This window comes from Yersinia sp. KBS0713 (genome assembly GCF_005937895.2).
Classification (GTDB): Bacteria; Pseudomonadota; Gammaproteobacteria; order Enterobacterales; family Enterobacteriaceae; genus Yersinia; species Yersinia bercovieri.
Map to the genome: position 1 here is coordinate 1,527,924 of NZ_CP042173.1, position 24,597 is coordinate 1,552,520.

The following is a 24,597-nucleotide window of genomic DNA, read 5'->3' on the forward strand; positions in this document are numbered from 1 at the left end:
ATTTATAATTCATTGATTAACTATTCTTTTTCGACAGGCTTATAACTCAATAAAACACACAGCCGGTTAATAACATCCGTCAAGAAAATAGTAAGCACTGCTGCTTCATGTCTCCAACGATAGGGAATATCATCCTCATCATCGTATTCAACATCATCACGAGTATTAATGCGCTTGAAATGGAAGTTTTCAGTTAATAGAAATGAAAGGTCACCAGTACATAAACACATTTGGTCAACAATGAATCCATCATTTAAATTATCAGCAAGTTCAGATTTTATTGTGTCAATTTCTGCGGCATATTTAATAACTTCGTTTTGCTCACCTTTACGTGATAACTGAACAAAGTCGCCAATATAGAAACCATCAAAAGCATCTTTATCGTCGCTAGTAAATCTTTTCAATCGAGTGGTGAGGCCATGTTTGATATCACTAATGTGAATAGTTTCAGTCTTGATGGAGCCTACCGCCTTGACGAGGTAGGAAACAAACAAGGAGGCGAAAGGCTTACTACCAGTCGCAACAATTAAAAAAGCATGTTCGATATTATAATAGGCATTAATGATAGTGGTTTTAACAAATGCTTTTTTGCATAACTCAGAGATAACGATATCTTTGACGGCATTTCGCTCTGCTCGTTTAAGTTTTTTACCTGTTTGTGACTCGATAACAGCAGCACGTTCGTTTACTTCTTTATTGATAACATGAGATGGCATTATCTTTTCATCAATGCGTAGTGAAACAGATAACCCGCCATTAAACGGTGTAACTAATTCACCAGTGATAATATTTGAAATGAAACCAACTCGGCTCTTTTCATTCTCAGCAATGGCAGTAAACAGAACTTCATTTAAGTGAACTGAAAGTAATTCAGCTTCAGGCAGCGTTGCCTTAAAAATAATTGCATTTTTTAATTGGGCTTGTTTCACGTTAATTACTCCACATAGGTTTATAAGCAATTATCACCGCACCGATAATTGTTATTTAGTTACTCCACACACAGAGAAGTACTCCGATCCGGGGGCTTTATACTGTACGGGTTTAAAGGGATAACCCGCCCGGAGCACTTCTCTGTGTGAAAAGGGCGGCTGGCCCAATCTGGTGTTGGCAGGCGCAGCCGCTAAAGACACAGCACAGCAATGGAACAAGGATGTGATTTCCGGCGCTTATTTCCGGCTGCTGCAATTGCACAGGCTAGCTCTTTGGCAAACCACAATCGACTGAGCACTACATTTGACCACCTTGAGCTGCTTGGCTTGAACGCGGTTTTCCGACCTAACTACCTTGTCGGTAACTTGCATCAGAGGCTGCTATGACACATATCCGGTGTAATGCTCATGCGATTGTGAGCCTGGTTACTTCTCCACCTCAGGCGGCGGTGGTATCTTGGGAGTTCTCACACCACCAAGAAAGGACGCTATATGAATACCTACGCAAATCTGTGGAATGAAATTTCTTCTGATATCTGCAGTAAGTACAACGTGCCACATTCATATTTTTTCGAAAAAGAGCAACTCGGTCGAAGTGATGTTTTAATTGCTAGAAACCATGCTTATTTGATTCTTATGCTGGAGTTGGTCCTCCAGGAACACAGAGATAAATATTCTCTACCATTTGAAAAACTCTCTGGTTCCGCTGCCCTTCATCATAAAATTTTCCTTAAAACTAAGTGGCTCCCACAGGTCATTAGAGATCTATGCTACGAGGATTGCCTGTTTGTGCTTCTTGAGGATCTTCGACCTGAAAACCTTTCAGCTGAAGCCCAAAGTTTTTTAAAAAATATCGAAGCTCAGAAATTTGTTTTTGAACCAAACAAACCTCTGTTGGAAGGGTGGACTCCTGAGAAGTACGAACTCCAAGTAAAACACCTTGCTCAAAACATCCGCTAACCTCTCTACCCCATGAGGCTGCTGATATCAAATCACTGTCCATCGCAGCCTTTTGTTTTACAAAGCACTTAACGACATAGAGTCGATGCTCCAGCCAAGCTAAGAGTTCCTCAGCATTTAAATCACCTGCGTAAATGTACGGTTCGCGCTCTGCACTCATGCTTATTACTCCACACTGTTAACCCTACTAAGCGAATCATCCGGTGTTTCTATGCCACCGGCAGCTACTACGTGGGCGTCCTGCCTGTTCGCTGTTGATGGATTAAATCATGCTACTTAAAGTAGCTAAAATCAACTACAAAAAGTAGAAATGATGGAAGTTATCAATGAAAATATGCTTACTATCTGATTTTTAGGCATAAAAAAACCGACATAAGTCGGTGTTTATTAGAAAGGGAGTAATTCTAAGAGAAGTCGTTAAATTTGAGAGGCAAGTGCTTTATAAGTTTACCGAAAAAATAAAGCTCATTCATTTCATTGGCTTCAATGAAGAATGGTGGGTATTTATCGTTATCAGAAAGAACTGATAATCGTCTCCCTTTCACCTTTTGCAGTCGCTTGACGAATGTTGAGTCTTCGAAATTGAACACATAAACACCATCACCATTGAAGTGATCTATCTTTGTGTCAATAAACAGCAGGTCGCGCGGGTGAAGTGTTGGCATCATGCTATCGCCATCAACATTCATTAAATGTATACCATCCAATGACTTACGCCCAAATAGTTCATATATTTTATCTTTGGGTATTTCAATCGAGCTAATCACGGCTGGAAATTCGTTGTTGATATAGCCATGGCCAGCTGAGGCGAAAACCTCAAGTTGCCTTAATTTTACAACTTTCGAGTCAACTTCAACATCTCCCCCAGTAGCGGTTCCGTAATCTAGATACGCTGGAGAAACGTTTAAGTGATCCGCAATCTTCAGCATCTTCTCATCTCGCGGTTTTGCTGTACCCAAGGTATAGCGCCGCGCCATCTCATAAGAGACACCACTTAGCTTTGCCAGGTTACTGACGCTGATTTCATGCTTGCTCATCAGTGCGTTCAAACGAGCCGCAAAATCATCATATTTAATTTCATTTTCTACCATGAGTAGAAGAGTACAACCGCTACTAATATTAGTCATTTCTATTTTTGGTTGTTGATTTTAGCTACTTTAAGTAGCATTATCCCTTTTGTAGAAACTATAGGAGGGCATAATGTCCAATAAATGCAAAAACACCACTGACCGGGCGATCAGAGCCGTTGGCTCATTGTCCCGCGTCTCTCGGGCTTTCGAGTTCAAATCTGTTCAGTCTGTCGCTAATTGGATTATCAATGACCAGGTGCCAGCGGATCGGGTAATTCAACTATGCGCAATGGGGAAGTGGGTAGTAACACCCCATGAACTACGCCCAGATATCTATCCAAATCCTCGTGATGGTATGCCGCAGACGGATGCAGCTTAACCAATTTATTTAATCGGCATCACCACCAAAGAGAGAGAAACATTGTGGATAACAAAGACTTTCCAACTCAGCCGGATATTAGTGACGCGATACACCAGCTGATCACCCAGACACCGGGCAAGTATGACGCTATGGCTAAACAGTTATGTCCGCTGTCCGGTACTGAGAATGCATTACGTAACCGCGTTCGCCAGTTAGCAGGGCAGTTTGTGCCGCTGGGCATGGCGGTCGAGATGGAATCAATTTCGGGCCGTTCTGATATCACAGAGGCCATGTGTAAGCGTGCTGGTGGTGTGTTCGTGAAGCTGCCGGAAGTGAATGACGTTGGCAATGATGAGCTGCTGATCAAGTTTAACGATCTGCTGATGGCGCTGGGTGATTTTGGTCGTGCTCACAATCAGTTTACCGCTGATGGCGTTTTAGATCGTGATGAGACTAAGCGGCTGAAAGCCAAGGGTTATAAAGCGCAGTCGATTATTGCAGAGATTGTGGCGGTGACGGTGATGTTATGGGGTGACGCCCCAGTGTGCGGCACTGAGGCGTCGGGTGCATTAACTAAACGTGTGGAGTAATTAACGCATGAACATTGTAGCGGCTAAACGATTCATCCCGCAACTGCGTTGTGTTGGGTTAAATCCGTTCCGGTATGAACGAATGATAAGGGGCCAGTGGAAACCGTGCAACCACAGCAGGGTGAGTGGGATTGTGGGTGTGGTCTGCCGTAAGTGGGGGCGGGTATGACGAATCCCGGTTCTGGCACCACTAACCCTATCCAACTGCTTGATCGGTATTACCACGATCGGCGCGGCGTGCGGGTTCATGTGGTTGGCTACGACAGCACTACGGGGCAGGTAATTTTTCGCCGTGATGATTATGCGCATGAGTGTTCAGTGCCCATTCGGCATTTTAGGAAAGAGTTCAGGCAGGTGGATGTATGAGCGTAAAGCTATCAAGTTTTGTTTGGGACGGCTGCGCGGCTGCGGGTATGAAGATATCGAAGGTGGCCATTATGGCCCGTCTTGCTGATTTTTCTAATGATGAGGGGGTGTGCTGGCCGTCAGTGACGACGATTGCCCGGCAGATTGGGGCAGGCGAGAGCACCGTCCGTACCGCGCTGGCTGAATTGGAAACCGATGGCTGGTTAAGCAAGAAAGCCCGCCGTGCGGGTAACCGCAATGCCAGTAATGTTTATCAGTTGAATGTTGCCAAACTTAAGGCTGCTGCTCATGCGTCAGAATCCGACACCTCAAAATCTGACGGGTCAAAATCTGACGGCTCAAAATTCGACGGGTCGGAATCTGGCAGAAATGGCACTTTTGACCCGCCAGAATCTGGGGGCGATCCGTCAGTAAATTCAACACCAGATCCATCAAGTATAAAACCTACTTGTCAGCCGCCGATGGCGACCGACCCCGAAGTTGAAATTACTGATCAGGCCAAAGACGTTTTAAAACATCTGAACCAAACCATCGGCACTCGGTACCAGACCAGCAAATCATCGCTGGAGAACATCCGCGCCCGACTGAAAGAGCAATTCACCGTTGCAGAGCTGAAACTCACGGTTGATTACCTGCACGCTAAGTGGGCCGCAGATCTGGATATGGCTGAATACCTGCGCCCGACAACACTTTTCCAGCCAACTAAATTCCCTGGCTACCTTGAAGGTGCCAGCCGCTGGCATGCACACGGACGCCCAGTCCGCAAGGATGGCAAATGGGTTAAGGCGAGCGGGGAATTACTGACTGGCGATACCACTCTGCGCGATAAAGCCTATAAGCGTTTCATTGGTTCAGGCTTACCTGTTCGTAACCCAACCCCACTTGAAACCATGGTCAGCAACGAGGCCAGTAAACTTGGTTTGCGCGGTATGGGTAATGGTTTTGGCGTCAATAAGTGGAACGCCATCTGGAAAGAATGCAGCCAGCGTGTGAGTGGGGAGGCAGTTCATGATTGATTTCTCCAATACCGAATATGTCCAATCATTGGCGGCGCTTAAGTCGGCTGAATCTCATTTGCTGAAAGAAGTTGGCGATCAGTGGCGTACTCCCGATGCGTTGTTTTGGGGCATTAACCAGATGTTTGGCCCACTGGTTCTGGATCTGTTCAGCGACGGTGAAAACAGTAAATGCCCTGACTACTACACGGCTGAAGATAATGCGTTGGCACAGAACTGGGCTAAGCGAGTGGAAGCGCTTAAAGGTGCGGCGTTCGGCAACCCGCCATACTCCCGCGCTAAACAGCATGAAGGTGAATACATCACCGGTATGACCCACATCATGCAGCACACAGCGGCAATGCGTGAGGCCGGGGGGCGTTATGTTTTCCTGATCAAAGTCGCCACGTCAGAGAGCTGGTGGCCTGAACAAGCGGATCATCTGGTTTTCATTCGTGGTCGCATTGGTTTCGATCTCCCACACTGGTTTATTCCGGCAGATGATAAACAGGTTCCGAGTGGTGCATTCTTCGCGGGTGCGATAGCGGTATTTGATAAGTCGTGGTGCGGGCCAGCAATGAGTTATGTCTCGCTGGATCAGCTTATGGCTATTGGAGGGGCATTCTTAGCGCAGATCCGCAGAGAGGCCGAGCGCCTTGCACCACAAAGCCAGCCACAAAATATTTCTGAAATTATTCCGGTACCGGAAACTGGTAACACTGTCTGGCCCGTCGAAGTAAATCTGTATTTTGGCAAGGTACCAGGTGCCGCTGAATTACCTACCGATCTGCAACATAAAATCTTAGGCAATATCAACCGTATGAAGTTAGACGGTATTCCGTCTGATGCCATTATTGCCGCCGCCACAACACTTACCGCCGCTATGGGAGCAACAGTATGAAAGAGATCATCGTAGATAATTTTGCCGGTGGCGGTGGTGCTTCTACCGGGATCGAAATGGCAACCGGACGCAGTGTTGATATTGCAATCAATCATGACCCGAATGCTATCGCCATGCACACCACCAATCACCCCGACACCCTGCATTACTGTGAGTCGGTATTTGATATTGACCCAGTAGCCGCGACTGCCGGCCGACCTGTCGGGTTGGCCTGGTTCAGTCCTGATTGTCGCCATTTCAGCAAAGCCAAAGGCAGCAAGCCAGTTAAAAAAGAGATCCGGGGGCTGGCGTGGGTGGTTATTCGTTGGGCATTGGCGAAAAAGCCTCGAGTCGTGATGCTGGAAAATGTCGAAGAGTTTAAAACGTGGGGGCCGCTAATTACTGCCGAAGATGGTACAGAACACCCTGATCCCGTCCGCGCGGGTGAGACATTCTCCGCATTTGTAGCGATGCTGACCACCGGCATTGCTGCTGCGCACCCAGCGCTACAGGAGTGCTGTGAGGTTTTAGGGCTTGATATCAAGGGTGCTGAGGCTAAACAGCTGGTGTCTGGTCTGGGGTACGTCGTGGATCATAGAGAGCTTCGGGCCAGTGATTATGGTGCGCCGACCATCAGAAAGCGCTTTTTTATGGTGATGCGTTGTGATGGTTTGACAGTGGTGTGGCCTGAGCCGACTCACGGCGATCCTAAGTCGTTGGATGTTCAAAGCGGCCACCGTAAACCGTGGCGCACCGCCGCCGAGTGTATTGATTGGTCAATCCCTTGCCCGAGTATCTTCGAGCGCAAGAAACCGCTGGCAGAGAACACACTGAAACGTATTGCGCGTGGCATTCAGCGCTTTGTTATCGATAACCCCACGCCGTTTATCGTGAAATGCAACCACACCAGCAGTAAAACTACCTATGACTGTTTCCGAGGGCAGGCGCTGGATCAGCCATTGCAGACTATTACTAAAACTCATGGTTATGCGGTTGTGACCCCTCATATCACTAAATTCCGCTCTGGCGCCACAGGGCAGGAATGCGACGAACCGCTGCCAACAATTACCGCCGGTAGTTCTGCTCGCCCGGGTGGTAATGGTCATGCGCTGGGAATGGTTGAAGCAAAACTGGCTCCGATCATTGCTCGTCAATTTGGCAATAGCATCGGTCACGCCATCGATGAGCCAAACGGCACGATCACTGCAGGCGGCGGTGGTAAAAGTCAGTTATGCACCGCGTTTTTGGCTAAGCACTTTGGTGGCAATTATACCGGCGCTGGCGCTGCTATGGATGCACCAGCGCACACGGTCACAACTACTGATCACCATGCGCTAGTGACCTCAAGTCTCATTAAGATGCGCGGTACAAATACGGGTCAAAAAGTTACAGAACCGCTCCAAACTGTTACTGCAGGTGGAAATCATTTTGGGGAGGTTCGCGCCTTTTTACTGAAATATTACGGTAATGAGAAAGAGGGCGTTAGCCTGAATGATCCCCTGCATACAGTTACCACTAATGACCGGTTCGGCCTGGTAACGGTCGAGGGCACTGATTACCAGATCATCGATATCGGCATGCGCATGTTGCAACCCCATGAGCTATACGCCGCGCAGGGATTCCCGAGCTGGTACATCATCGACCGTGACTACACCGGTACTAAATACGCTAAAGATAAACAGGTAGCCCGCTGTGGTAATGCGGTGCCACCGCCGTTTGCTGAAGCTCTGGTTAGAGCCAATCTCCCAGAAATGTGTGTAGAGCGTAAAGAGGTGGCAGCATGAAACTATCCCATTCTGTTGTGACTATGAGTAGTCGCGAAATCGCTGTACTGGTAAACAGCAAGCACGGAGATGTGAAACGCTCTGCAGAACGCTTATGTGCTGGTGGCATTTTAACCGCGCCGTTGGCGCAGTTCGAATTTGAGCATAACGGCAACCGATATTATGAGTATCGGTTTAATAAACGCGACTCACTCGTATTAGTTGCCCGACTCTCACCTGAATTCACCGCTGCAGTGGTTGACCGCTGGCAAGAGCTGGAACAGAACCTGATCCCTCAAACCTTGCCAGAAGCGTTGCGTTTGGCTGCTAATTTGGCAGAAGAAAAGCAACAGCTTGAGAATCAGCTTTCTATTGCTGCGCCAAAAGTTGAGTTTGTCGATCGCTACGTTAAGGCTACTGGCTCAATGGTATTCCGTCAGGTTTGTAAGTTGTTGAGTGCTAAGGAACCGGAATTCAGGCTTTTTCTTATGGATAATCGCATTATGTATCGGTTATCAGGCGGGTTGATACCGCATCAACAGCATATTGATGCTGGACGGTTTGAAGTTAAAACCGGTACCAATCAGATAAATAGCCATGCTTTCACTCAAGCTAGATTTACACCAAAGGGCGTCCGCTGGGTTGGTGGCTTGTGGATTGAATATCTTGCTAAGAAAGGTGCTGCATGAGGGCATTATTAACCCCATTCATCCAGCAAGAACTCGGTGTTGTGATACTGAAGCCGGGCGCTGAACTGTTGCCATATTTATCTAGTCGCTTGCTGGTGGCCACTGAGCCGGAGGAATTTAAATCACTTCCATCAGGGCGGTTACCAACAATCGATCAGCAACTGGCTAATGATCCGCGCTTGCTGCCATTTTTTGAGCATGAGCGCGTTATTAATGCCGCTGGTGGGCCACGAGTGCTGGAGGCATGGGTTAAGCAACTGAAAGAGTGCCAATGGCATGATCCGGATGATACCCACGTTCAAAATCTCACAACATTGCGTTATGGCCAGCGTTCTATTCGTTTGTGTTGGCATCATGATAATAAGCTGAGAGAGCATACACTCCCCCGATTGGACCAACTGGCCACCAGCAATCTCATCACTTGGATAATCTCAGCAATATGCAGTCATTTTCGGCTTCCGGAGGGCCACCAGCTCACTATGCCGGAGTTGTGTTGGTGGGCAGTGGTTAACGAGGTTTCCGATCTACTACCCGATTCAATTGCTCGAGCAAGTTTGCGAATGCTGCCAGCAGCGATGAAGTCAGGGCCGACGAGGGAGAGTGATATCACTTGGACGCCAAACCCGACCCAAATCATTGAAACCAAAGTGGAACAGGTTAAGAAGGTGCTGGCGCTGAAAATTGATGATGAGCCACCAGCCAGTTTTATGCGCATCCCTAAGCGGTATCGGTGGGAGAACAAGAAGTGGCTCAAGTGGGTTAAATCCCAACAGTGCTGCGGGTGTGGTAGTTCAGCGGATGACCCTCATCACATCATCGGTCACGGTCAGGGTGGTATGGGGACTAAGGCACATGACCTTCTCACAATTCCGCTATGCCGCATTTGTCATGACGCGCTGCATGCTGATATGCGTGTGTGGGAAGCGGAGCATGGAAGCCAAATTGAGCTGTGGTTTCATTTTATGGACCGGTCTATCTCGATCGGGGCAATGGCCTGATGGTCATAATGTGTGGAGTAAAAACTATGAATTCAGTAAACGGTATGCGGACCGATTACAGTCTGGAGAAAATATCATGATCCTTGAATCGGCATTAAAACACCTTGGCCCTAAAGGGATGTCAATAACAGATACCTCCAGAGCTACAGCGTCAGATGAAATAACGGGTACGGATGTGATGGCAGCGCTGGGCATGGCTGAATCAAAGTCTGAATTCGGTATGGCTCTATATCTTGGTAAGCACGGAGATAGCGAAGAAGATAAACAACGAGCCATAGCGATGTTGACCCAATTCGCACTTAAAAAGGCTCCAAGGGCCATAAAGAGAGCTTCCGGCGCTAAATTCGGTGGGTGCCTGCGGATAATTGCATTTCTTGCATTCAATGAATTTTGCCGGACAGCAGAAACAAAACAGACGTGTCATTGTTGCAACGGCGAAGGACTGATTAGTCAAAAGAAAGAGTTTAGGAATCAGAAAGCTATAGATAGACAAGAGTACCTTGATAGCTTGCCCGGTAACATTGGGTGGTTATATGACAATGAAATGAAAGTCAAAAATGAAGGTGTCGAGGTCATTAAGGTTTCTTGCAAAATATGCAAAGGGAAAGGGGTTCTGCCTGCACGTTGCCGCTGCATGGGGACGGGTGAGACTCTGGATGAGAAGGAAAGCAAACTGCGCGGAATTCCCGTAGTTAAAGAATGCCCCAAATGCAAAGGGAGGGGATTCAAGCGGGTTCAACCATCAGTCATCTACTTTGCCGTTAAGAAGAAGCTCCCCGAATTACCTGAAAGAACATGGCGTTATACGTGGAAACCATTTTATGAATCACTGCTAACTAAATGTTATCAGGAAGAAAGTCATGTTGAGGCTATATTTAAAAAAATAACTCGATAAGTTCTAGTTGCAAAAGTTGCCGCTTTTGGCTAGATTTAACTCTAAGAATGGGTTAATTCGTTCTTAAGCAATTTTAAACCTCGCTTCGGCGGGGTTTTTGCGTTTCTAAGGTATGCGGTCAGCACATTGGTAGGTGTTGACGCCGGAACCGTAACCGGCTTCAAAATGACAAGCCCCGACATAAGTCAGGGCTTTTTTTGTTTGTGGAATGGGCGGCAGAAGAGTGCTGATAACACTACCTCTGCCATTCACCCGTTTGTAAGGTCACGGGCGAACCAAGGCCCACCGCTTGTGTGCACAAAGCGATCTGAGCCTACCAAAAAACGGTAGACTGATCTATGAAAAACACTGTTTATTTAAACAGTAACAAATTAATCAATGCTGATTCCCTTCGTTATATCAAAACATTACCCGATAACTCTATTGACCTGATTGCAACGGACCCCCCTTACTTCAGGGTTAAAGCCTGCAAATGGGATAACCAGTGGGGAAGCGAATCAGCATATTTATCGTGGCTTGATGAAGTATTAGCAGAGTTTTGGCGAGTCTTAAAACCAGCCGGTAGCCTGTATATGTTCTGCGGAAGTCGCTTAGCGGCTGATACTGAAATACTGGTCCGCGGTCGCTTTAACGTGCTTAACCACATTGTTTGGGCTAAGCCATCAGGCCCATGGCGCCGAATGCATAAAGAGGATTTACGCTCTTACTTCCCCGCCACTGAGCGGATCATTTTCGCTGATCATTATTCTGGGCCATTAATGCCTAAAGGCAGCATCTACGCTGCTAAATGCTCAGCCTTAAAACAAAATGTATTCCGGCCTCTAATCGACTATTTTCGGCTGGCTCGGGCTTCGCTCGGTGTGTCAGCGAAAGCAATTAACGCGGCTACCGGTCGGCAGATGTCTAGTCATTGGTTTAGTGAAAGCCAATGGCAGTTGCCGAACGCCGAACAATACGCAGCATTACAAAAGCTATTTGATCAGATTGCCGCTGAAAAGCATCTGCAGGGTTTACTGGATAAGCCGCATCATGAATTAGTAGAAAAATATCAGACATTGCATAGACAGTATTCAGAATTGAGCCTCGAGTATGAATCATTGCGGCGACCGTTCGCAGTCACTGCTGATGTGCCATATACCGATGTTTGGACTTATCCTCCCGTACCGTACTACCCCGGCAAGCACCCTTGTGAAAAGCCCGCTGAAATGATGGAGCACATAATCAGGTCTAGCAGTAGACCCGGTGATGTAGTTGCTGATTTCTTTATGGGATCAGGTACGACGATAAGGGCCGCTATAAAGCTGGGCAGAGTAGGGATCGGGGTAGAGCTTGAAGAAGAGCGATTTAATCAGACTGTTGAAGAAATAAAAGAGTTATTCACTTAAACCCTCGCTCATGTAGTTGAGGGATATCCGTTTTAGCCCATCAGTCACCCAATCAACTCCACACACATTACTCCGCATGAGTGGCTGCACTGGTGGGCTAAATTCCTTAACTACGCGCCCAACCCGCTGACCGGGAGGGGGAGATCATGAAAATGAGCAATATCGCTTCTAATGCTTCCTACCTGGTGTCGGGTGGTAGTTTTATTTTCTGGGTTAAAGAGCTAATTGCTGGCTTCACACCTGATGAGTGGACGGTGATTGGTGTTCTTGGTTCGTTATTCTTCATGGCCCTGACATTCCTGCTTAATGCTGGCATCAAGATATGGGACAGGCGTCACGGCTATAAACCGGACGGTGAATAATGGCGTCGATAAAAACCAAACTCAGCGCTGCTGTTCTCGGATTGGTTTTAGCTGGCGCACCGGCATCAGTCATTCTCAGCCAGTTTTTGGATGAGAAAGAGGGTAACCGGCTGGTGGCCTATCCCGATGGGAAGAATATCTGGACCATTTGCCGTGGTGCGACTCAAGTTGATGGCAAGCCGGTAGTAAAAGGCATGAGGCTATCAGCGGAGAAATGCGCTGCAGTGAATAAGCTGGAGGCTGACAAGGCCATAAGCTGGGTTAAGAAAAATGTACGGGTGCCACTGACTGAACCACAGATTGCAGGTATTGCTTCATTTTGTCCCTATAACATCGGCCCGAGTAAATGTTTCCCCGCTACGTTCTATAAAAAACTCAATGCTGGCGACCGTAAAGGTGCTTGCGCTGAGATCAAACGCTGGATACATGACGGCGGGAAAGATTGCCGGATTCGCTCAAATAACTGTTACGGGCAGATAGAGCGCCGCGCGCAAGAAAGCGAACTGACGTGCTGGGGGCTGGATGAATAAAGCCATTGGGATACTCATTGCTGTACTTATAGTTGCTGCTATTTGCGTAGCTGGCGGGTACTGGTGGGGTAGCGACAGCAAAGATTCGGAATGGTCCCTTAAGTGGACCAAGCGTGATAAGTCAGATCTTGAGGCAGAAAAAGCCGCTAAAAAGAGCGCTGACGAGAAAGAGGGTCAACTTCAAGCTGCACAATCAGCCGGATTAAAAGCATATCAACAAGGGGTAGCAGATGCTGAGAACAAAGCAAAAGGCACTATTGCTGCTTATCGCGCTGGCCATATCAGGCTGCAAAAGCGCTTCGAGTGTCTCTCCGCTTCAGTTGGGGATATGTCCGTTACTCCCACCAGTGGACAGCTCACTGATGCAGCCAGAGACTGCGGATTTTCAGACGCAGATGTCGGGTTTCTTATTTCAATCGCTGAACGAGCCGACAAGTTAGTCGAGAAGGTCACCGCGCTACAAAAGGTTGTCACTGACGACCGGCTAATAATCAACAGCATCACACATCAATAGCATTGGCTTTGAAGCGTGAGCTGCGGATATGCAAAGGACGTCTTGATGAGATTATTCATTGGAAAAAATTGAATTAACTCAGCTTCAGTTCAGCTTGGTTAATTAAATTCTCATAAAAGATTATACCGAGCTTGGCAATCTCTAAGGGGTTTTGTGAATCGATTTTTTCTCCTAAATGTGACGTTGGCGGGTTATACCAATCACCATTATTTTTTACTTTTACAGTAATAATCTGTTCAGGGTAGTGATTTACAGCTATAGGGTCACCTTCGTAATGTTGGATTTGGTCATTATCTATTACAAGTTTGTTTATTATACCAAGACCAGGCTTAACAAAATTGATGGTACTATGCGCTTTTTGAATAGCAGCAACATCTTGAATTGAGTGGTTATCGGCATTTCTTGCCTGTTTTAAATATCGTAAAAGCATATCTTTACGACGAAGAGATTTTTGTTGTCCAAACCAAGGATGGAAATTTGACGGTATTTTTGTAGAGTCATTGCACTGAGCTTCAATTTTTGACCAAATTTTCTCAATACTATTTAGATAATTGCGCCAATGCTCTTCAAATTCTTCATAATTTTTAGATTCTTCCATTCTGATAAGGTTGCGTTTCGCATTATCAGATTCTTTTCTGGCTGCGACTAATAACATCATCATATCTCTTATCTATGTTTCTAATTGATTTAAAAATAATCATACATCTCTTAGTAAACTTATTAAATAAAACTTAAATGCGGGATCTAATCATGCCACCCAGAATACCGCGCGCCTGCCGTAAGCATGGGTGCCGCAATACCACGATCCACAGCACTGGTTATTGTCCTGAGCATCAGAATACAGGATGGGAGAACCACCAGCAGGGTAAGACCAGGCATGAGCGTGGCTATGGTACTCACTGGGATAAGTTGAAGCCGTTGATAAAGGCCAGAGACAAAGGGCTGTGCCAACAGTGTCTGCGTGAAGGTCTGGTGGTGGCGGGTACAACGGTCGATCACATCAGAGCTAAGGCTCACGGTGGCACTGATGACCCATCCAACCTCGAACTGTTGTGCTGGCCTCACCATAGAAAGAAGACTGCGACCGAACGAATCAAGTGATAATGATTATCAACATCACCAATGTGAGCACCAAAACGGTGCATCATCACATCAAATGAGAATCAATATCATCAATGGGAGGGGGGGGATCGAATCTCTGCAGCCCTTGCCCTACCGTACCGCCAGCCTCGTCAAATTTTTATACGTCCGAAATAAGAAATCTTTTTTCGATAATTTTTAACATTTGGAGTCATCAATGGGAACAGCGATGAGGGCTGCTGGTGGGGGAAGAAAACAGAATTCACCCACCAAAAATAAAAGCAGTCTGACCCGAATTGCTCCCCCAAAAGAATTATTGAGCGAGACGGCGATCGGACTTTGGAAAACGCAAAGCAAAATCCTGATCGAGCGCGGCACGTTCGAATTAGAAGATGCACCTCTGTTACTTGCCTACTGCAATTCCTTTCACCTGATGATTACCGCCGAAAAAGTTATCGCCGCGCTTGCTCTCAAGGATCTTGAGAACTTAGGTCTGGCTGATCTCGGTGGTACCGGTGGATTAAAAAAACATCCGGCAGTTGCCGTCCGTAACGACTGTGTTTCTCAACTGGCGCGCCTCGGCTCGCTGCTCGGTCTAGATCCCCTTAGCCGAATAAGAATTACCGGGGGAAGTTCACCAGAGGAAGAAGAGAACGAATTCGACGAGTTTTAACTATGGCAACATACCCTCACGTAAATGCAGCAAATCAGTATGCGCGGGATGTGGTCAGCGGAAAGATAATTGCGGGTTTATATGTCATTGCCGCCTGCCAGCGTCACATTGATGATCTGGCTGAGTCTAAAAATAAAAATTATCCATACCGGTTCGATAAAGATAAAGCGGAGCGGGCCTGTAGATTTATTGGCTTGATGCCTCACACCAAAGGTGAGTGGGCGAGAAAACGGCTAAAAATAACACTGGAACCCTGGCAGCAATTTATCTTTGCCGTTGGGTTTGGTTGGCTAAAGAAGAAAAATAAACTCCGTCGCTTCACTGAGATTTATGTCGAAGTGCCTCGGAAAAACGGTAAATCGCTGATTGCCGCTGGCGTTGGTAATTATATGTTCTGTGCTGACGGGGAGTTTGGCGCGGAAGTTTATTGTGGTGCTGTGACAGAAAAGCAGGCGTGGAAGGTGTTTCAGCCTGCGTTGCTGATGGTGCAAAAACTGCCTGCAATGCGGAAGAAATTTTCCATCAAGCCGTGGGCTAAAAAAATGACTCGCCCGGACGGTTCGGTATTTGAGCCTGTCATTGGTGATCCGGGTGATGGTGATTCACCGTCATGCGCCATCATTGACGAGTATCACGAACATGCCACGGATTCACTGTATACCACGATGACTACTGGCATGGGTTCGCGAAGCCAGCCAATGACACTGATCATTACCACGGCGGGCTTTGATATGCAGTCGCCCTGTTATGAGAAGCGCACACAAATTGTAGAGATATTGGAGGGCATCCGCAAAGGCGGCGAAAGTGATCACATCTTCGGGATTATTTATACCCTTGATAAAAATGATGATTGGACTCAGCCAGAGGCATTAGCTAAAGCCAACCCCAATATGGGGGTTTCCATTGAACCCGATTTTCTGCGGGCTAAACAGCAACTGGCCATTTCGACCCCGAGCCAGACCAACAAGATTAAAACCAAACACTTCAATATTTGGGTTACGGCTAAATCAGCTTATTACAATATGGAGAAGTGGAAGGATGCAACGGATAAATCGCTCACCATAGAGCAGTTTAACGGGGAAGAGTGCTATCTCGGCATTGACCTGGCTTCTAAGTTGGACTTGAACTGCGCTTGCCCCATATTTATGCGGGAAATAAACGACAGGAAGCATTATTACTGTGTCGGCGCGATGTTCTGGGCGCCGGAAGATACTATTTATTCAACCGCAACCGAGCTAAAACGCACCGCAGAACGTTATCAAAACTTCGTTCAGCAGGGCTTTTTAATCCCCACGGACGGCGCGGAAGTCGATAACCGGCTTATTTTTGAGACGATTTCTAAGCTGAATAAGCAGGTAAAAATAGTTTCTTCCCCCATTGACCCACATGGCGCAACCAGTCTTTCACACCTTCTGGATGAAGAGGGGGTGTCGCCCATTATCATCACGCAAAACTTTACCAATATGAGTGATCCAATGCGGGAGATTGAGGCGGCTCTTGCTGCCGGGCGTTTTCATCATGACGGCAATCCCATTATGCAGTGGTGCATGACCAACGTTATTGGTCGGTATTACCCCGGCAGTGACGATCGGGTGCGACCAACCAAGCAGGGCGATGAAAACAAAATTGACGGCGCAGTGGCGGGGATTATGGCTATTGGTCGAGCCATGCTGAACGACACCGAAAAATCTCTTTCTGATCACCTTATTTCTCACGGAATACGCTCTCTTTAAAGGCAACTCTATGATCCAATTCCTGACAATTTTGTCCTTAATTGTGGGGCTTATCGGTGCGGCACTGCTTTCCTATGGTGCGTGGTTGATTATCCCTGCCATGGGTTTTTCGGTTGCTGGTGGCTTATGCCTGGCATGGTCTTATCTGGTGTCCAGATCGGTGGCTCAAAAACCCAATGACAATGGTGGAGGGGCTTAATGTTTTTTCCAAATATGTTTAAGTCCGCACCGGATACTGCCCGCGTAACCACTCCCGCTGAATTAGCCGAGATAGTGGGCATGACTTACGACACTTACACCGGTTTGAGAGTTAGTAGCCAAAAGGCGATGCGCCTTACTGCTGTGTTTGGTTGCATCCGCGTTCTGGCTGAGTCAGTCGGTATGCTGCCTTGCAACCTTTACAAATCAGCTAATGGCCAGCGGGAAAAAGTCCCAAAAGAGCGGCTGTCTAAACTGTTATCTCTCAAGCCTAATGGATACATGACCCCGCAGGAGTTCTGGGAACTACTGATTGTTTGCTTATGTCTTCGCGGCAACTTCTACGCCTATAAAGTCAAAGCGCTAGGTGAGGTGGTGGAGTTATTGCCACTCGATCCTGGCAGTGTTGAACCGAAGTTGAATAGTCAGTGGGAGCCGGTATACCGGGTTACTTTTCCAGATGGTAGTACTGACGTTTTATCGCAAGATGATATTTGGCATGTTCGTATTCTCACACTTGATGGGCTTAATGGATTAAACCCCATAGCATATGCTCGCGAAGCGATATCGCTGGGGCTGGCCACTGAAGAACACGGCTCGCGGCTATTCAAAAATGGCGCAGTGACATCGGGTGTTTTGCGAACTGAACAGACGTTAACTGACGCAGCTTATGCGCGGCTTAAGGGCGATTTTGAGGGTAGGCACTCTGGGCTGGCAAATGCCCATAAGCCGATGATCCTTGAGATGGGCCTCGACTGGAAAGCGATGGGAATGAACGCTGAAGATAGCCAGTTCCTTGAAACCCGCAAATTTCAACTTGAAGAGATATGTCGCCTGTTTCGGGTGCCTATGCATCTGGTACAAAACACTGATCATGCAACATTCAGTAATATTGAGAATCTCGGTATTGGTTTTATTAATTATTCTTTAGTGCCTTACCTCACCCGAATTGAGCAACGTATCAATATCGGTCTGGTACGGGAGTCAAAACAGGGCGAGTTTTATGCCAAGTTCAATGCTGGCGCGTTATTACGGGGTGATATGAAGTCTCGTTTTGAGTCTTATGCGACCGGAATTAACTGGGGCATCTTCTCCCCGAATGACTGCCTCGAGTTGGAAGATAGAAACCCACGTCCGGGCGGTGACATCTACCTCACCCCAATGAACATGACCACTAAACCGCAAGAAAGCAAAACCAAACCTACTGAGGATCAAAAACATGCTGACTAAGCAACGCATGGATTTCCCGCTAAAGCTGAAATCAGTCAGTGACTCGGGAGAGTTTGAGGGCTATGGCTCCGTCTTTGGCGTGAAAGACAGCTATGACGATATTGTTGTGCCAGGTGCTTTCATCAAATCATTGAATGCATGGCGGGATAAAAATGCCCTGCCTGCCATGTTATGGCAGCACCGTATGGATGAGCCGATCGGCATTTATACCGAAATGAAAGAGGATGATGTCGGGTTGTTCGTTAAGGGACGATTGCTCATTGACGACGACCCACTCGCCAAACGCGCTCACGCACACATGAAGGCCGGTTCTTTAACCGGCCTTTCTATTGGGTACATGCTCAAGGATTGGGAGTACGACCGCAATAAGGAAGCGTACTTACTGAAGGAGGTCGATCTGTGGGAAGTCAGCCCAGTGACATTTCCGTCTAACGATGAGGCGCGGGTCAGTGATGTGAAATCTGCTTTTGCCCGTGGTGAAACCCCATCCCCTAAAAGTATTGAAAGAGTCCTGCGCGACGTTGGGCTTTCTCGCACTCAGGCCAAAGCATTTATGGCTGAAGGATATGGCGCGATCTCTCTGCGTGATGCAGATGAGGTTAATGATGCGCTTAATGCACTGAAATCTATTAAATTTTAATTTGGAGAGTTACCCATGGCTGTTGAAATCAAAGATGTAGAGCAGGTCGCGCAGGAGCTTAATCAGAAATTCTCTGAGTTTAAAGAGAAAAACGATAAACGCCTTGATGCGGTTGAGCAGGAAAAAGGCAAACTGGCTGGGGAAGTGGAGACGCTTAACGGCAAACTGACCGAACTGGATAACTTAAAAGCCAGCCTGGAAGAAGAAATTAAGTCACTCAAGCGCCCTGGTGGTGGTACCAACACCAAAGCAGCGACTGAGCACAAATCTGCCTTTATGCAGTTTGTTCGCAAGGGCAAAGACGATGGCCTGCGTGAACTAGAGCAGAAAGCACTGAACACCGGTACGGATGCTGATGGCGGCTATGCAGTGCCTGAAGAGCTGGATCGCACCTTGCTGGATATCCTGAAAAATGAAGTGATTATGCGTCAGGAATCTACCGTTATTACCGTGGGTACCAGTGACTATAAGAAGCTGGTTAACCTGCACGGTGCGGGTTCTGGCTGGGTTGGCGAGCAAGCCGCTCGTCCGGAAACTAATACGCCTCAGTTAGCACAAATTGTTCCGTTTATGGGGGAGATTTACGGTAATCCACAAGCTACCCAGACCATGCTGGATGATGGTTTCTTTGATGTTGAAGCGTGGATTAATAGTTCCCTGAGTCTGGAGTTTTCTGAGCAAGAAGAAGTTGCGTTCACGAATGGTAGTGGGGTGCTGAAACCAAAAGGTTTTCTGGCCTATGCGTCTACCGATGAAAAGGATAGCGTGCGGGCATTTGGTAAGCTGCAACACCTTCTCTCTGGTGCTGCCGCTGCAGTGACCGCCGACAGTATCATTCAAATGATTTACACCCTGCGCAAAGTTCATCGCAACGGTGCTAAGTTTATGATGAATAACAACTCATTGTTCAAAATCCGTATTTTGAAAGATGAGCGTGGTGATTACCTGTGGCGTCCAGGCTTAGAGCTTGATCAGCCGTCTATGTTGGCTGGTTATGGTATTGCTGAAAATGAGCAAATGCCTGATATCGCTGCAGATGCTAAAGCGATTGCATTCGGTAACTTCAAGCGCGGTTACACCATTGTTGACCGTATCGGCACCCGCATTCTTCGCGATCCTTACACTAACAAACCGTTTGTTGGTTTCTATACCACCAAGCGTACTGGTGGGATGCTGGCTGATTCTCAGGCTATCAAGCTGCTGAAAATCGGCGCAGCTGCATAACATTGCCAATTAATCCAACGGGGCCTGATGGCCCCTTTCTTTTGAGGTGTCTATGCACAAACTGACTAAAAATCTTGAATGGTCTCCTGACGGTTGCCATGTTGAAACCCTGCCTGCGGGTGAATATGAAAAGTTGCCCGCCCGCGTTCTGGACATTGCTTCACAGTTAAACATTTTGGAATTAGTTGACCTCCAACTGCCGGGGCAAAAAGCTGATGAGCAGCCAGAGCAGCCAGAGCAGCCAGAGCAGCCAGAGCAGCCAGAGCAGCCAGAGCAGCCAGAGCAGCCAGAGCAGCCAGAGCAGCCAGAGCAGCCAGAGCAGCCAGAGCAGCCAGAGCAGCCAGAGCAGCCAGAGCAGCCGGCGGACAAGAAAAGCAAAAAATAAGACCTCTGGGAGCTAATCATGATATTGGAAATTGATCAGATAAAAGCTCAGTGTCGAATTGATCCGGAATTTACCCATGAAGATGAGTTACTTAAACTTTATGCTGACGCAGCAGAAAAGAGAGTTACCCGCCACTTAAACCGGAATATTTATGAGGCTGAGGTGCCGGAAACAGATCCTGACGGGCTTATTGTCAGTAGTGATATCAAACTGGCTATGTTGGCACTCATTAGCCATTGGTATGAAAACCGCTCGTCAGTCAGTGATTACGAACAGTCAGAAGTGCCGATGAGTTTTTATTTTCTGGTCGGTTCCTACAGGTTTAGCCCATGACTCAACGCCGTTTCACTGAAATCAACGCCACTTATCGGCCACCGGCCCCCGGTGAACTGAATAAGCGCGCCCAGTTCCGCACCCGTGAAGATGTTCCCGGCAACGGTCATATGGGGGTTGATACTGTCTACCACAACGCCTTCGATACCTGGGCCAAGCTGTCAGCCATTGGTGATTCTGTCCGTATCGGTTCGGTGCAGATAGATGTCGCCATTACGCACCGCATTGTGATCCGCTACCGAGCGGGTGTCACTACCGATGATGAGGTGGTGATTGCGGGCATGGTTTACCGGGTCAAGGGAACCACCAACTTGAATGAGGCCAGCCGCTTTCTGGTTATCACTGCTGAAGAGCTGGGTACCGTGGAAGCTATCGGGGAGGGGCATTAATGGGTATTGAAAACTCAACCAGCGGTTTATACCTGCATGTCGATTTTGCTAAAGCGCCGGAGCTAACCTTTAACAAAGCGCGCGTCCGGCGGGCATTTGTCACCGTCGGGCAGAGTGTGTTGCGTGAATCGCGGCGCCTGGTGGCGCGGCGGGCGATATCGAAAGCCGGAGAAGCACCAGGCTACCGAACAGGGGCGCTGGCTAGATCCATTGGTTTTCGTGTGCCAACCGCGACCGCCAATCGCCCCGGCTTTCTGGTTCGCATCGCCCCCAACCAGAAAGGCGGTAAAGGCTCTCGCCCCATTACCGGGGATTTTTATCCGGCTTTTCTTGATTACGGCGTTCGCCGCAAGGCAAAACGTAATAAAAATCACCGTCGCGGCGGTTCCGGTGGCGATGGCTGGAAAATCAAACCGCGTAAAAACTTTATGGAGCAGGCGCTGCTAAATCGCCGTGCGTGGATTGAACGCGTGCTGTTTGAAGCACTGCAAAGCTCACTGAGGCCGGTTAAAAAATGAAACTCTCATTGATTATTAATGCGCTGCGATTGCGCTGCCCATCATTTGATGGACGAATATCCGGTGCTGCTGAATATGCGCCGCTTGCTGAAACGGCAAAAATGAAAATCCCCGCCGCCTGGGTCATTCCGCTGGCTGACAATGTCGGTGAACAAAAGTCACAAACCGACTACTGGCAGGATCTTACTGACGGTTTTGCGGTGATTGTGGTGCTGGATAACACCCCTGATCAGCGTGGGCAAAAAGCCGCCTTTGATGCGGTGGATGATATCCGCGCTGAGTTGTTTAAAGCGCTGTTGGGCTGGGAGCCTGAATCCTGCTATGACCCGATTCAGTATGATGGTGGCAACCTGCTAGATATGAACCGCGCTCACCTTTACTACCAGTATGACTTCTCAGCCATACGGGATATCACAGTGGAAGATACCCACCAGTGGGACGACCTGCAACAGCTTGCCGAGCTGGAGCGGATCATGGTGGATGTCGATTTTATCACCCCTGACGGCACCATTGAACACAAGCTAAACATTCCCCTTAACGACGAGTAACCCCTTATGCATGTGATCCCCAAGCATGGCCGGTCAGTTCCTGACCCGGTCAGAGGTGACTTTTTGCCCGCAGCGGGCCGAAACGTCGATGAAAATATTTACTGGCACCGTCGGATAGCGTCAGGAGAAGTGACCGTCAAGGTCGCAGAACCTGAAAAAATCGCACCACCGGCACCCCTCGTTCAACCTGAGCAAAAGGCCAAAAAACAATGATCAGCTTTAACAACATCCCTAATGATTTACGGGTGCCGTTGTTCTTTGCCGAAATGGACAATAGCGCGGCGAATACGGCACAGGACAGCGGGCCATCGCTGATTATCGCCCACGCGCTGGAAGACAGTTCGATTGAGAAAAACACACTCGTCATTATGCCGTCGGCCGATCGGGCGGGGCAGGTGGCCGGACGGGGTAGCCAGCTCGCACGAATGGTGGCAGCTTATCGGGCTGTCGATCCCTTTGGTGAGTTGTGGGTGGTTGCCGTGCCTGAAGTAGCGGGTGATCCGGCCACTGGCACCCTCACTGTCACCGGTACCGCGCAAGCCTCCGGCGCTCTCTCTATTTATCTTGGCTCTACTCGAGTGCAGGTGATTGTCACCGCACTGGATACGCCGGCGATTATCGGTACCAGTATCGCTGCGGCGGTTAATGCTCTGCTTGATTTGCCGATTACCGCAGTTGCGGCGGCGGGCGTCGTTACGCTTACAGCCAAAAACAGCGGGCTTACTGGTAACGGCCTGCCTGTCAGCCTGAACTATCGCGGCACGGTCGGTGGTGAGCAGAATCCATCCGGCGTGAATGTGGCGATTGTTCCAATGGCGGGTGGTGCTGGCGCTCCGGACCTGTCAGCGACTATTGCCACCTTAGGTGATGAACTGTTTGATTTTATCGCCTTCCCGTTTAATGACTCGGCATCACTGGCCACTATCGGCAAAGAGATGAACGACGATAGCGGGCGCTGGAGTTGGTCACGGCAGTTATATGGCCATGTGTACACCGCCAGGGTGGGGGATTTGTCGGATCTGGTGGCTTTTGGTGCCACATTCAACGATCCGCATCTGACTATTGCTGGTTATGAAACTGGCGTACAGATGGCAACCGATGAGCTGATTGCAGCACGAACCGCGCGTAATTCGGTGTTTATTCGCAATGATCCGGCGCGACCTACGCAAACCGGCCTGTTAAATGACGCACTTCCGGCTCCGGTGGGGACGCGTTTCATTCTGTCCGAGCAGCAATCTCTGTTAACCCACGGTATCGCCACCGCCTACAGCGAGGGCGGGGTACTGCGCATTCAGCGTGATATCACCACCTATCAGAAAAACGCCTACGGCAATGCTGATAACAGTTTTCTTGATAGTGAAACCTTGCATACCAGCGCTTACGTGCTGCGTCGCTTGAAATCGGTGATCACCAGCAAGTACCCACGGCATAAGCTGGCGAACGATGGTACCCGCTTCGGCGCAGGCCAGGCAATTGTCACGCCGAAGGTTATTAAGGGGGAGATGCTCTCCATTTATCGCCAGTTAGAGCGCGCGGGCATTGTTGAGAACTTTGAGCTGTTCAGGCAATACCTAATTGTCGAGCGCAACGCGGATAACCCTAACCGGCTCGATGTGCTGTTCCCACCTGATTATGTCAACCAACTGCGCGTGTTTGCGCTGCTTAATCAGTTCCGTCTGCAATATAGCGAAGAGGTGGCCTAAATGTCCCGAATTGGCGGTACGTGCTTTTTTAAAATTGATGGTCAGCAATTATCTCTGACTGGCGGCATTGAGGTGCCAATGAACACCGCGGTGAAGGACGATGTGATCGGGCTGGATGGCTCGGTGGATTACAAAGAGACTCACCGCGCTCCCTATACCAAAGGGACATTTAAAGTCCCGAAAGATTATCCCATTAGCAAGATCACTTCCGCAGATACCATGACCATCACCAGCGAGTTGGCGAACGGTCAGGTGTATGTCCTTTCCAGCGCCTGGCTACATGGCGAAGCGAACCATAATGCCGAAGAGGGTACGGTAGATATGGAATTCCACGGGCAAGAGGGCTTTTACCAATGAAACTGACATTAACAGCACCGATTACCGCGCATGGTGAAGAAGTTACAGAGATTGAAATGAGAGACCCTACGGGTAAGGATGTTCGTGAAATCGGATATCCCTATCAACTCAACCCTGATGAGTCAGTGAAATTATTGTCTGCTGCAGTATGCAAATATATTACTCGACTTGGCAATATTCCACCGAGTGCGGTGGATTCAATGTCTCCGGCCGATTTAAATCTTGCAGGCTGGGCGGTGGCTCGTTTTTTCCTCGGCAGTTAACATCAGATGATCTTGTCGCCCGCTATTTTAATTGCG

The 24,597-nt window shown here is 48.3% G+C and carries 33 protein-coding genes; 30 read left to right on the plus strand and 3 right to left on the minus strand.

Features of this window, described 5'->3' with window-relative positions; all coding sequences use genetic code 11:
- Positions 1 to 20: 20 nt before the first annotated feature.
- A complete protein-coding gene (rdgC, locus tag FFE93_RS07170; RefSeq protein ID WP_077173678.1) occupies positions 21 to 929 on the minus strand; it encodes a recombination-associated protein RdgC in 909 nt (302 codons plus the stop codon).
- Positions 930 to 1,421: 492 nt separating this feature from the next.
- On the opposite strand from rdgC, the gene FFE93_RS21925 reads away from it, so the two are divergent.
- Entirely contained in the window at positions 1,422 to 1,889 is a 468-nt protein-coding gene (locus tag FFE93_RS21925) for a hypothetical protein (protein ID WP_099460466.1), read from the plus strand.
- Positions 1,890 to 2,293: 404 nt separating this feature from the next.
- Here FFE93_RS21925 and FFE93_RS07180 read toward each other — a convergent pair whose 3' ends face one another.
- Positions 2,294 to 3,016 carry a S24 family peptidase gene (locus FFE93_RS07180; protein ID WP_138774965.1) on the minus strand — a complete coding sequence of 241 codons (723 nt, stop codon included), beginning with the start codon at positions 3,014 to 3,016 and terminating at the stop codon, positions 2,294 to 2,296.
- A 73-nt stretch (positions 3,017 to 3,089) separates the two neighbouring features.
- Here FFE93_RS07180 and FFE93_RS07185 point away from each other — a divergent pair, with 73 nt between their 5' ends.
- The 13 genes from FFE93_RS07185 (at position 3,090) to FFE93_RS07245 (ending at position 13,287) form a co-directional block, all read left to right on the plus strand.
- Positions 3,090 to 3,338: a YdaS family helix-turn-helix protein gene (locus FFE93_RS07185; protein WP_049602723.1), complete on the plus strand. Its 249-nt coding sequence runs from the start codon at positions 3,090 to 3,092 to the stop codon at positions 3,336 to 3,338.
- Positions 3,339 to 3,382: 44 nt separating this feature from the next.
- Positions 3,383 to 3,910 carry a YmfL family putative regulatory protein gene (locus FFE93_RS07190; protein ID WP_050946212.1) on the plus strand — a complete coding sequence of 176 codons (528 nt, stop codon included), beginning with the start codon at positions 3,383 to 3,385 and terminating at the stop codon, positions 3,908 to 3,910.
- A gap of 165 nt (positions 3,911 to 4,075) precedes the next feature.
- A complete protein-coding gene (locus FFE93_RS07195; RefSeq protein ID WP_138774966.1) occupies positions 4,076 to 4,276 on the plus strand; it encodes a DUF4222 domain-containing protein in 201 nt (66 codons plus the stop codon).
- On the plus strand, positions 4,273 to 5,292 hold the full coding sequence (locus FFE93_RS07200; RefSeq protein ID WP_138774967.1) for a conserved phage C-terminal domain-containing protein: 1,020 nt from the start codon (positions 4,273 to 4,275) through the stop codon (positions 5,290 to 5,292). The genes FFE93_RS07195 and FFE93_RS07200 overlap by 4 nt, the downstream gene beginning before the upstream one ends.
- Entirely contained in the window at positions 5,285 to 6,172 is an 888-nt protein-coding gene (locus FFE93_RS07205; RefSeq protein WP_138774968.1) for a phage N-6-adenine-methyltransferase, read from the plus strand. The genes FFE93_RS07200 and FFE93_RS07205 overlap by 8 nt, the downstream gene beginning before the upstream one ends.
- Entirely contained in the window at positions 6,169 to 7,935 is a 1,767-nt protein-coding gene (locus FFE93_RS07210) for a DNA cytosine methyltransferase (protein WP_138774969.1), read from the plus strand. Before FFE93_RS07205 ends, FFE93_RS07210 begins: the two co-directional genes overlap by 4 nt.
- On the plus strand, positions 7,932 to 8,603 hold the full coding sequence (locus FFE93_RS07215) for a phage antirepressor KilAC domain-containing protein (protein WP_261369049.1): 672 nt from the start codon (positions 7,932 to 7,934) through the stop codon (positions 8,601 to 8,603). Before FFE93_RS07210 ends, FFE93_RS07215 begins: the two co-directional genes overlap by 4 nt.
- Complete coding sequence (locus tag FFE93_RS07220; RefSeq protein WP_138774970.1) at positions 8,600 to 9,601, plus strand: DUF968 domain-containing protein; 1,002 nt, start codon at positions 8,600 to 8,602, stop codon at positions 9,599 to 9,601. Before FFE93_RS07215 ends, FFE93_RS07220 begins: the two co-directional genes overlap by 4 nt.
- A 76-nt stretch (positions 9,602 to 9,677) precedes the next feature.
- Positions 9,678 to 10,496, plus strand: coding sequence for an antitermination protein (locus FFE93_RS07225; protein ID WP_138774971.1), 819 nt, complete (start codon positions 9,678 to 9,680; stop codon positions 10,494 to 10,496).
- Positions 10,497 to 10,834: 338 nt separating this feature from the next.
- On the plus strand, positions 10,835 to 11,881 hold the full coding sequence (locus tag FFE93_RS07230; protein ID WP_077294250.1) for a DNA-methyltransferase: 1,047 nt from the start codon (positions 10,835 to 10,837) through the stop codon (positions 11,879 to 11,881).
- A gap of 146 nt (positions 11,882 to 12,027) precedes the next feature.
- Positions 12,028 to 12,243, plus strand: a complete 216-nt coding sequence (locus FFE93_RS07235; protein ID WP_138774972.1) for a phage holin — start codon at positions 12,028 to 12,030, stop codon at positions 12,241 to 12,243.
- The gene (locus tag FFE93_RS07240) at positions 12,243 to 12,773 is read left to right on the plus strand and encodes a lysozyme (RefSeq protein ID WP_138774973.1); all 531 of its coding nucleotides are present in this window, start codon (positions 12,243 to 12,245) and stop codon (positions 12,771 to 12,773) included. Before FFE93_RS07235 ends, FFE93_RS07240 begins: the two co-directional genes overlap by 1 nt.
- On the plus strand, positions 12,766 to 13,287 hold the full coding sequence (locus FFE93_RS07245; protein ID WP_138774974.1) for a DUF2514 family protein: 522 nt from the start codon (positions 12,766 to 12,768) through the stop codon (positions 13,285 to 13,287). Before FFE93_RS07240 ends, FFE93_RS07245 begins: the two co-directional genes overlap by 8 nt.
- A gap of 73 nt (positions 13,288 to 13,360) precedes the next feature.
- Here the strand turns inward: FFE93_RS07245 and FFE93_RS07250 are convergent, their stop codons facing one another.
- Positions 13,361 to 13,948: a hypothetical protein gene (locus tag FFE93_RS07250; RefSeq protein ID WP_217283957.1), complete on the minus strand. Its 588-nt coding sequence runs from the start codon at positions 13,946 to 13,948 to the stop codon at positions 13,361 to 13,363.
- 89 nt (positions 13,949 to 14,037) lie between these two features.
- Between FFE93_RS07250 and FFE93_RS07255 the strand changes: the two genes are divergently transcribed.
- The 16 genes from FFE93_RS07255 to FFE93_RS07330 all read left to right on the plus strand — a co-directional run bounded on the left by FFE93_RS07255 (position 14,038) and on the right by FFE93_RS07330 (position 24,561).
- Positions 14,038 to 14,388: an HNH endonuclease gene (locus tag FFE93_RS07255; protein WP_138774975.1), complete on the plus strand. Its 351-nt coding sequence runs from the start codon at positions 14,038 to 14,040 to the stop codon at positions 14,386 to 14,388.
- A 196-nt stretch (positions 14,389 to 14,584) separates the two neighbouring features.
- On the plus strand, positions 14,585 to 15,040 hold the full coding sequence (locus tag FFE93_RS07260) for a P27 family phage terminase small subunit (RefSeq protein ID WP_138774976.1): 456 nt from the start codon (positions 14,585 to 14,587) through the stop codon (positions 15,038 to 15,040).
- A 2-nt stretch (positions 15,041 to 15,042) separates the two neighbouring features.
- Positions 15,043 to 16,773, plus strand: coding sequence for a terminase large subunit (locus tag FFE93_RS07265; protein WP_138774977.1), 1,731 nt, complete (start codon positions 15,043 to 15,045; stop codon positions 16,771 to 16,773).
- 10 nt (positions 16,774 to 16,783) lie between these two features.
- A complete protein-coding gene (locus FFE93_RS07270) occupies positions 16,784 to 16,972 on the plus strand; it encodes a DUF2244 domain-containing protein (protein WP_138774978.1) in 189 nt (62 codons plus the stop codon).
- Positions 16,972 to 18,201 carry a phage portal protein gene (locus tag FFE93_RS07275; protein WP_138774979.1) on the plus strand — a complete coding sequence of 410 codons (1,230 nt, stop codon included), beginning with the start codon at positions 16,972 to 16,974 and terminating at the stop codon, positions 18,199 to 18,201. Before FFE93_RS07270 ends, FFE93_RS07275 begins: the two co-directional genes overlap by 1 nt.
- Complete coding sequence (locus FFE93_RS07280; RefSeq protein WP_049617365.1) at positions 18,191 to 18,841, plus strand: HK97 family phage prohead protease; 651 nt, start codon at positions 18,191 to 18,193, stop codon at positions 18,839 to 18,841. Before FFE93_RS07275 ends, FFE93_RS07280 begins: the two co-directional genes overlap by 11 nt.
- Positions 18,842 to 18,856: 15 nt before the next feature.
- Positions 18,857 to 20,065 carry a phage major capsid protein gene (locus FFE93_RS07285; protein ID WP_138774980.1) on the plus strand — a complete coding sequence of 403 codons (1,209 nt, stop codon included), beginning with the start codon at positions 18,857 to 18,859 and terminating at the stop codon, positions 20,063 to 20,065.
- Positions 20,066 to 20,117: 52 nt separating this feature from the next.
- Complete coding sequence (locus tag FFE93_RS07290; RefSeq protein ID WP_145528839.1) at positions 20,118 to 20,450, plus strand: hypothetical protein; 333 nt, start codon at positions 20,118 to 20,120, stop codon at positions 20,448 to 20,450.
- Positions 20,451 to 20,468: 18 nt separating this feature from the next.
- A complete protein-coding gene (locus FFE93_RS07295) occupies positions 20,469 to 20,783 on the plus strand; it encodes a head-tail connector protein (protein ID WP_138774982.1) in 315 nt (104 codons plus the stop codon).
- Entirely contained in the window at positions 20,780 to 21,172 is a 393-nt protein-coding gene (locus tag FFE93_RS07300) for a phage head closure protein (protein WP_138774983.1), read from the plus strand. Before FFE93_RS07295 ends, FFE93_RS07300 begins: the two co-directional genes overlap by 4 nt.
- Positions 21,172 to 21,690 carry a hypothetical protein gene (locus FFE93_RS07305; protein ID WP_049603051.1) on the plus strand — a complete coding sequence of 173 codons (519 nt, stop codon included), beginning with the start codon at positions 21,172 to 21,174 and terminating at the stop codon, positions 21,688 to 21,690. Before FFE93_RS07300 ends, FFE93_RS07305 begins: the two co-directional genes overlap by 1 nt.
- Positions 21,687 to 22,238 carry a hypothetical protein gene (locus FFE93_RS07310; RefSeq protein WP_049603052.1) on the plus strand — a complete coding sequence of 184 codons (552 nt, stop codon included), beginning with the start codon at positions 21,687 to 21,689 and terminating at the stop codon, positions 22,236 to 22,238. Before FFE93_RS07305 ends, FFE93_RS07310 begins: the two co-directional genes overlap by 4 nt.
- Before the next feature lie 6 nt (positions 22,239 to 22,244).
- The gene (locus FFE93_RS07315) at positions 22,245 to 22,451 is read left to right on the plus strand and encodes a DUF2635 domain-containing protein (protein ID WP_138774984.1); all 207 of its coding nucleotides are present in this window, start codon (positions 22,245 to 22,247) and stop codon (positions 22,449 to 22,451) included.
- On the plus strand, positions 22,448 to 23,941 hold the full coding sequence (locus FFE93_RS07320) for a phage tail sheath subtilisin-like domain-containing protein (RefSeq protein WP_138774985.1): 1,494 nt from the start codon (positions 22,448 to 22,450) through the stop codon (positions 23,939 to 23,941). The genes FFE93_RS07315 and FFE93_RS07320 overlap by 4 nt, the downstream gene beginning before the upstream one ends.
- Positions 23,942 to 24,298, plus strand: a complete 357-nt coding sequence (locus FFE93_RS07325) for a phage tail tube protein (RefSeq protein ID WP_038277325.1) — start codon at positions 23,942 to 23,944, stop codon at positions 24,296 to 24,298. It begins immediately after the preceding gene.
- Positions 24,295 to 24,561 carry a phage tail assembly protein gene (locus FFE93_RS07330; RefSeq protein ID WP_050159698.1) on the plus strand — a complete coding sequence of 89 codons (267 nt, stop codon included), beginning with the start codon at positions 24,295 to 24,297 and terminating at the stop codon, positions 24,559 to 24,561. Before FFE93_RS07325 ends, FFE93_RS07330 begins: the two co-directional genes overlap by 4 nt.
- Positions 24,562 to 24,597: the final 36 nt, after the last annotated feature.

What these genes read in the sequence shown, in the direction of transcription:
- FFE93_RS07320 (WP_138774985.1), top strand. Translation starts at nt 22,448, where the DNA reads ATGATCAGCTTTAACAACATCCCTAATGATTTACGGGTGCCGTTGTTC.
- FFE93_RS07180 (WP_138774965.1), bottom strand. Translation starts at nt 3,016, where the DNA reads ATGACTAATATTAGTAGCGGTTGTACTCTTCTACTCATGGTAGAAAAT.
- FFE93_RS21925 (WP_099460466.1), top strand. Translation starts at nt 1,422, where the DNA reads ATGAATACCTACGCAAATCTGTGGAATGAAATTTCTTCTGATATCTGC.
- FFE93_RS07250 (WP_217283957.1), bottom strand. Translation starts at nt 13,948, where the DNA reads ATGATGATGTTATTAGTCGCAGCCAGAAAAGAATCTGATAATGCGAAA.
- FFE93_RS07230 (WP_077294250.1), top strand. Translation starts at nt 10,835, where the DNA reads ATGAAAAACACTGTTTATTTAAACAGTAACAAATTAATCAATGCTGAT.
- FFE93_RS07305 (WP_049603051.1), top strand. Translation starts at nt 21,172, where the DNA reads ATGGGTATTGAAAACTCAACCAGCGGTTTATACCTGCATGTCGATTTT.
- FFE93_RS07270 (WP_138774978.1), top strand. Translation starts at nt 16,784, where the DNA reads ATGATCCAATTCCTGACAATTTTGTCCTTAATTGTGGGGCTTATCGGT.
- FFE93_RS07225 (WP_138774971.1), top strand. Translation starts at nt 9,678, where the DNA reads ATGATCCTTGAATCGGCATTAAAACACCTTGGCCCTAAAGGGATGTCA.
- FFE93_RS07325 (WP_038277325.1), top strand. Translation starts at nt 23,942, where the DNA reads ATGTCCCGAATTGGCGGTACGTGCTTTTTTAAAATTGATGGTCAGCAA.
- FFE93_RS07295 (WP_138774982.1), top strand. Translation starts at nt 20,469, where the DNA reads ATGATATTGGAAATTGATCAGATAAAAGCTCAGTGTCGAATTGATCCG.
- FFE93_RS07235 (WP_138774972.1), top strand. Translation starts at nt 12,028, where the DNA reads ATGAAAATGAGCAATATCGCTTCTAATGCTTCCTACCTGGTGTCGGGT.
- FFE93_RS07265 (WP_138774977.1), top strand. Translation starts at nt 15,043, where the DNA reads ATGGCAACATACCCTCACGTAAATGCAGCAAATCAGTATGCGCGGGAT.
- FFE93_RS07240 (WP_138774973.1), top strand. Translation starts at nt 12,243, where the DNA reads ATGGCGTCGATAAAAACCAAACTCAGCGCTGCTGTTCTCGGATTGGTT.
- FFE93_RS07310 (WP_049603052.1), top strand. Translation starts at nt 21,687, where the DNA reads ATGAAACTCTCATTGATTATTAATGCGCTGCGATTGCGCTGCCCATCA.
- FFE93_RS07300 (WP_138774983.1), top strand. Translation starts at nt 20,780, where the DNA reads ATGACTCAACGCCGTTTCACTGAAATCAACGCCACTTATCGGCCACCG.
- FFE93_RS07255 (WP_138774975.1), top strand. Translation starts at nt 14,038, where the DNA reads ATGCCACCCAGAATACCGCGCGCCTGCCGTAAGCATGGGTGCCGCAAT.
- FFE93_RS07205 (WP_138774968.1), top strand. Translation starts at nt 5,285, where the DNA reads ATGATTGATTTCTCCAATACCGAATATGTCCAATCATTGGCGGCGCTT.
- FFE93_RS07290 (WP_145528839.1), top strand. Translation starts at nt 20,118, where the DNA reads ATGCACAAACTGACTAAAAATCTTGAATGGTCTCCTGACGGTTGCCAT.
- FFE93_RS07275 (WP_138774979.1), top strand. Translation starts at nt 16,972, where the DNA reads ATGTTTTTTCCAAATATGTTTAAGTCCGCACCGGATACTGCCCGCGTA.
- FFE93_RS07185 (WP_049602723.1), top strand. Translation starts at nt 3,090, where the DNA reads ATGTCCAATAAATGCAAAAACACCACTGACCGGGCGATCAGAGCCGTT.
- FFE93_RS07285 (WP_138774980.1), top strand. Translation starts at nt 18,857, where the DNA reads ATGGCTGTTGAAATCAAAGATGTAGAGCAGGTCGCGCAGGAGCTTAAT.
- FFE93_RS07330 (WP_050159698.1), top strand. Translation starts at nt 24,295, where the DNA reads ATGAAACTGACATTAACAGCACCGATTACCGCGCATGGTGAAGAAGTT.
- FFE93_RS07215 (WP_261369049.1), top strand. Translation starts at nt 7,932, where the DNA reads ATGAAACTATCCCATTCTGTTGTGACTATGAGTAGTCGCGAAATCGCT.
- FFE93_RS07260 (WP_138774976.1), top strand. Translation starts at nt 14,585, where the DNA reads ATGGGAACAGCGATGAGGGCTGCTGGTGGGGGAAGAAAACAGAATTCA.
- FFE93_RS07245 (WP_138774974.1), top strand. Translation starts at nt 12,766, where the DNA reads ATGAATAAAGCCATTGGGATACTCATTGCTGTACTTATAGTTGCTGCT.
- FFE93_RS07280 (WP_049617365.1), top strand. Translation starts at nt 18,191, where the DNA reads ATGCTGACTAAGCAACGCATGGATTTCCCGCTAAAGCTGAAATCAGTC.
- FFE93_RS07315 (WP_138774984.1), top strand. Translation starts at nt 22,245, where the DNA reads ATGCATGTGATCCCCAAGCATGGCCGGTCAGTTCCTGACCCGGTCAGA.
- FFE93_RS07195 (WP_138774966.1), top strand. Translation starts at nt 4,076, where the DNA reads ATGACGAATCCCGGTTCTGGCACCACTAACCCTATCCAACTGCTTGAT.
- FFE93_RS07210 (WP_138774969.1), top strand. Translation starts at nt 6,169, where the DNA reads ATGAAAGAGATCATCGTAGATAATTTTGCCGGTGGCGGTGGTGCTTCT.
- FFE93_RS07220 (WP_138774970.1), top strand. Translation starts at nt 8,600, where the DNA reads ATGAGGGCATTATTAACCCCATTCATCCAGCAAGAACTCGGTGTTGTG.
- FFE93_RS07200 (WP_138774967.1), top strand. Translation starts at nt 4,273, where the DNA reads ATGAGCGTAAAGCTATCAAGTTTTGTTTGGGACGGCTGCGCGGCTGCG.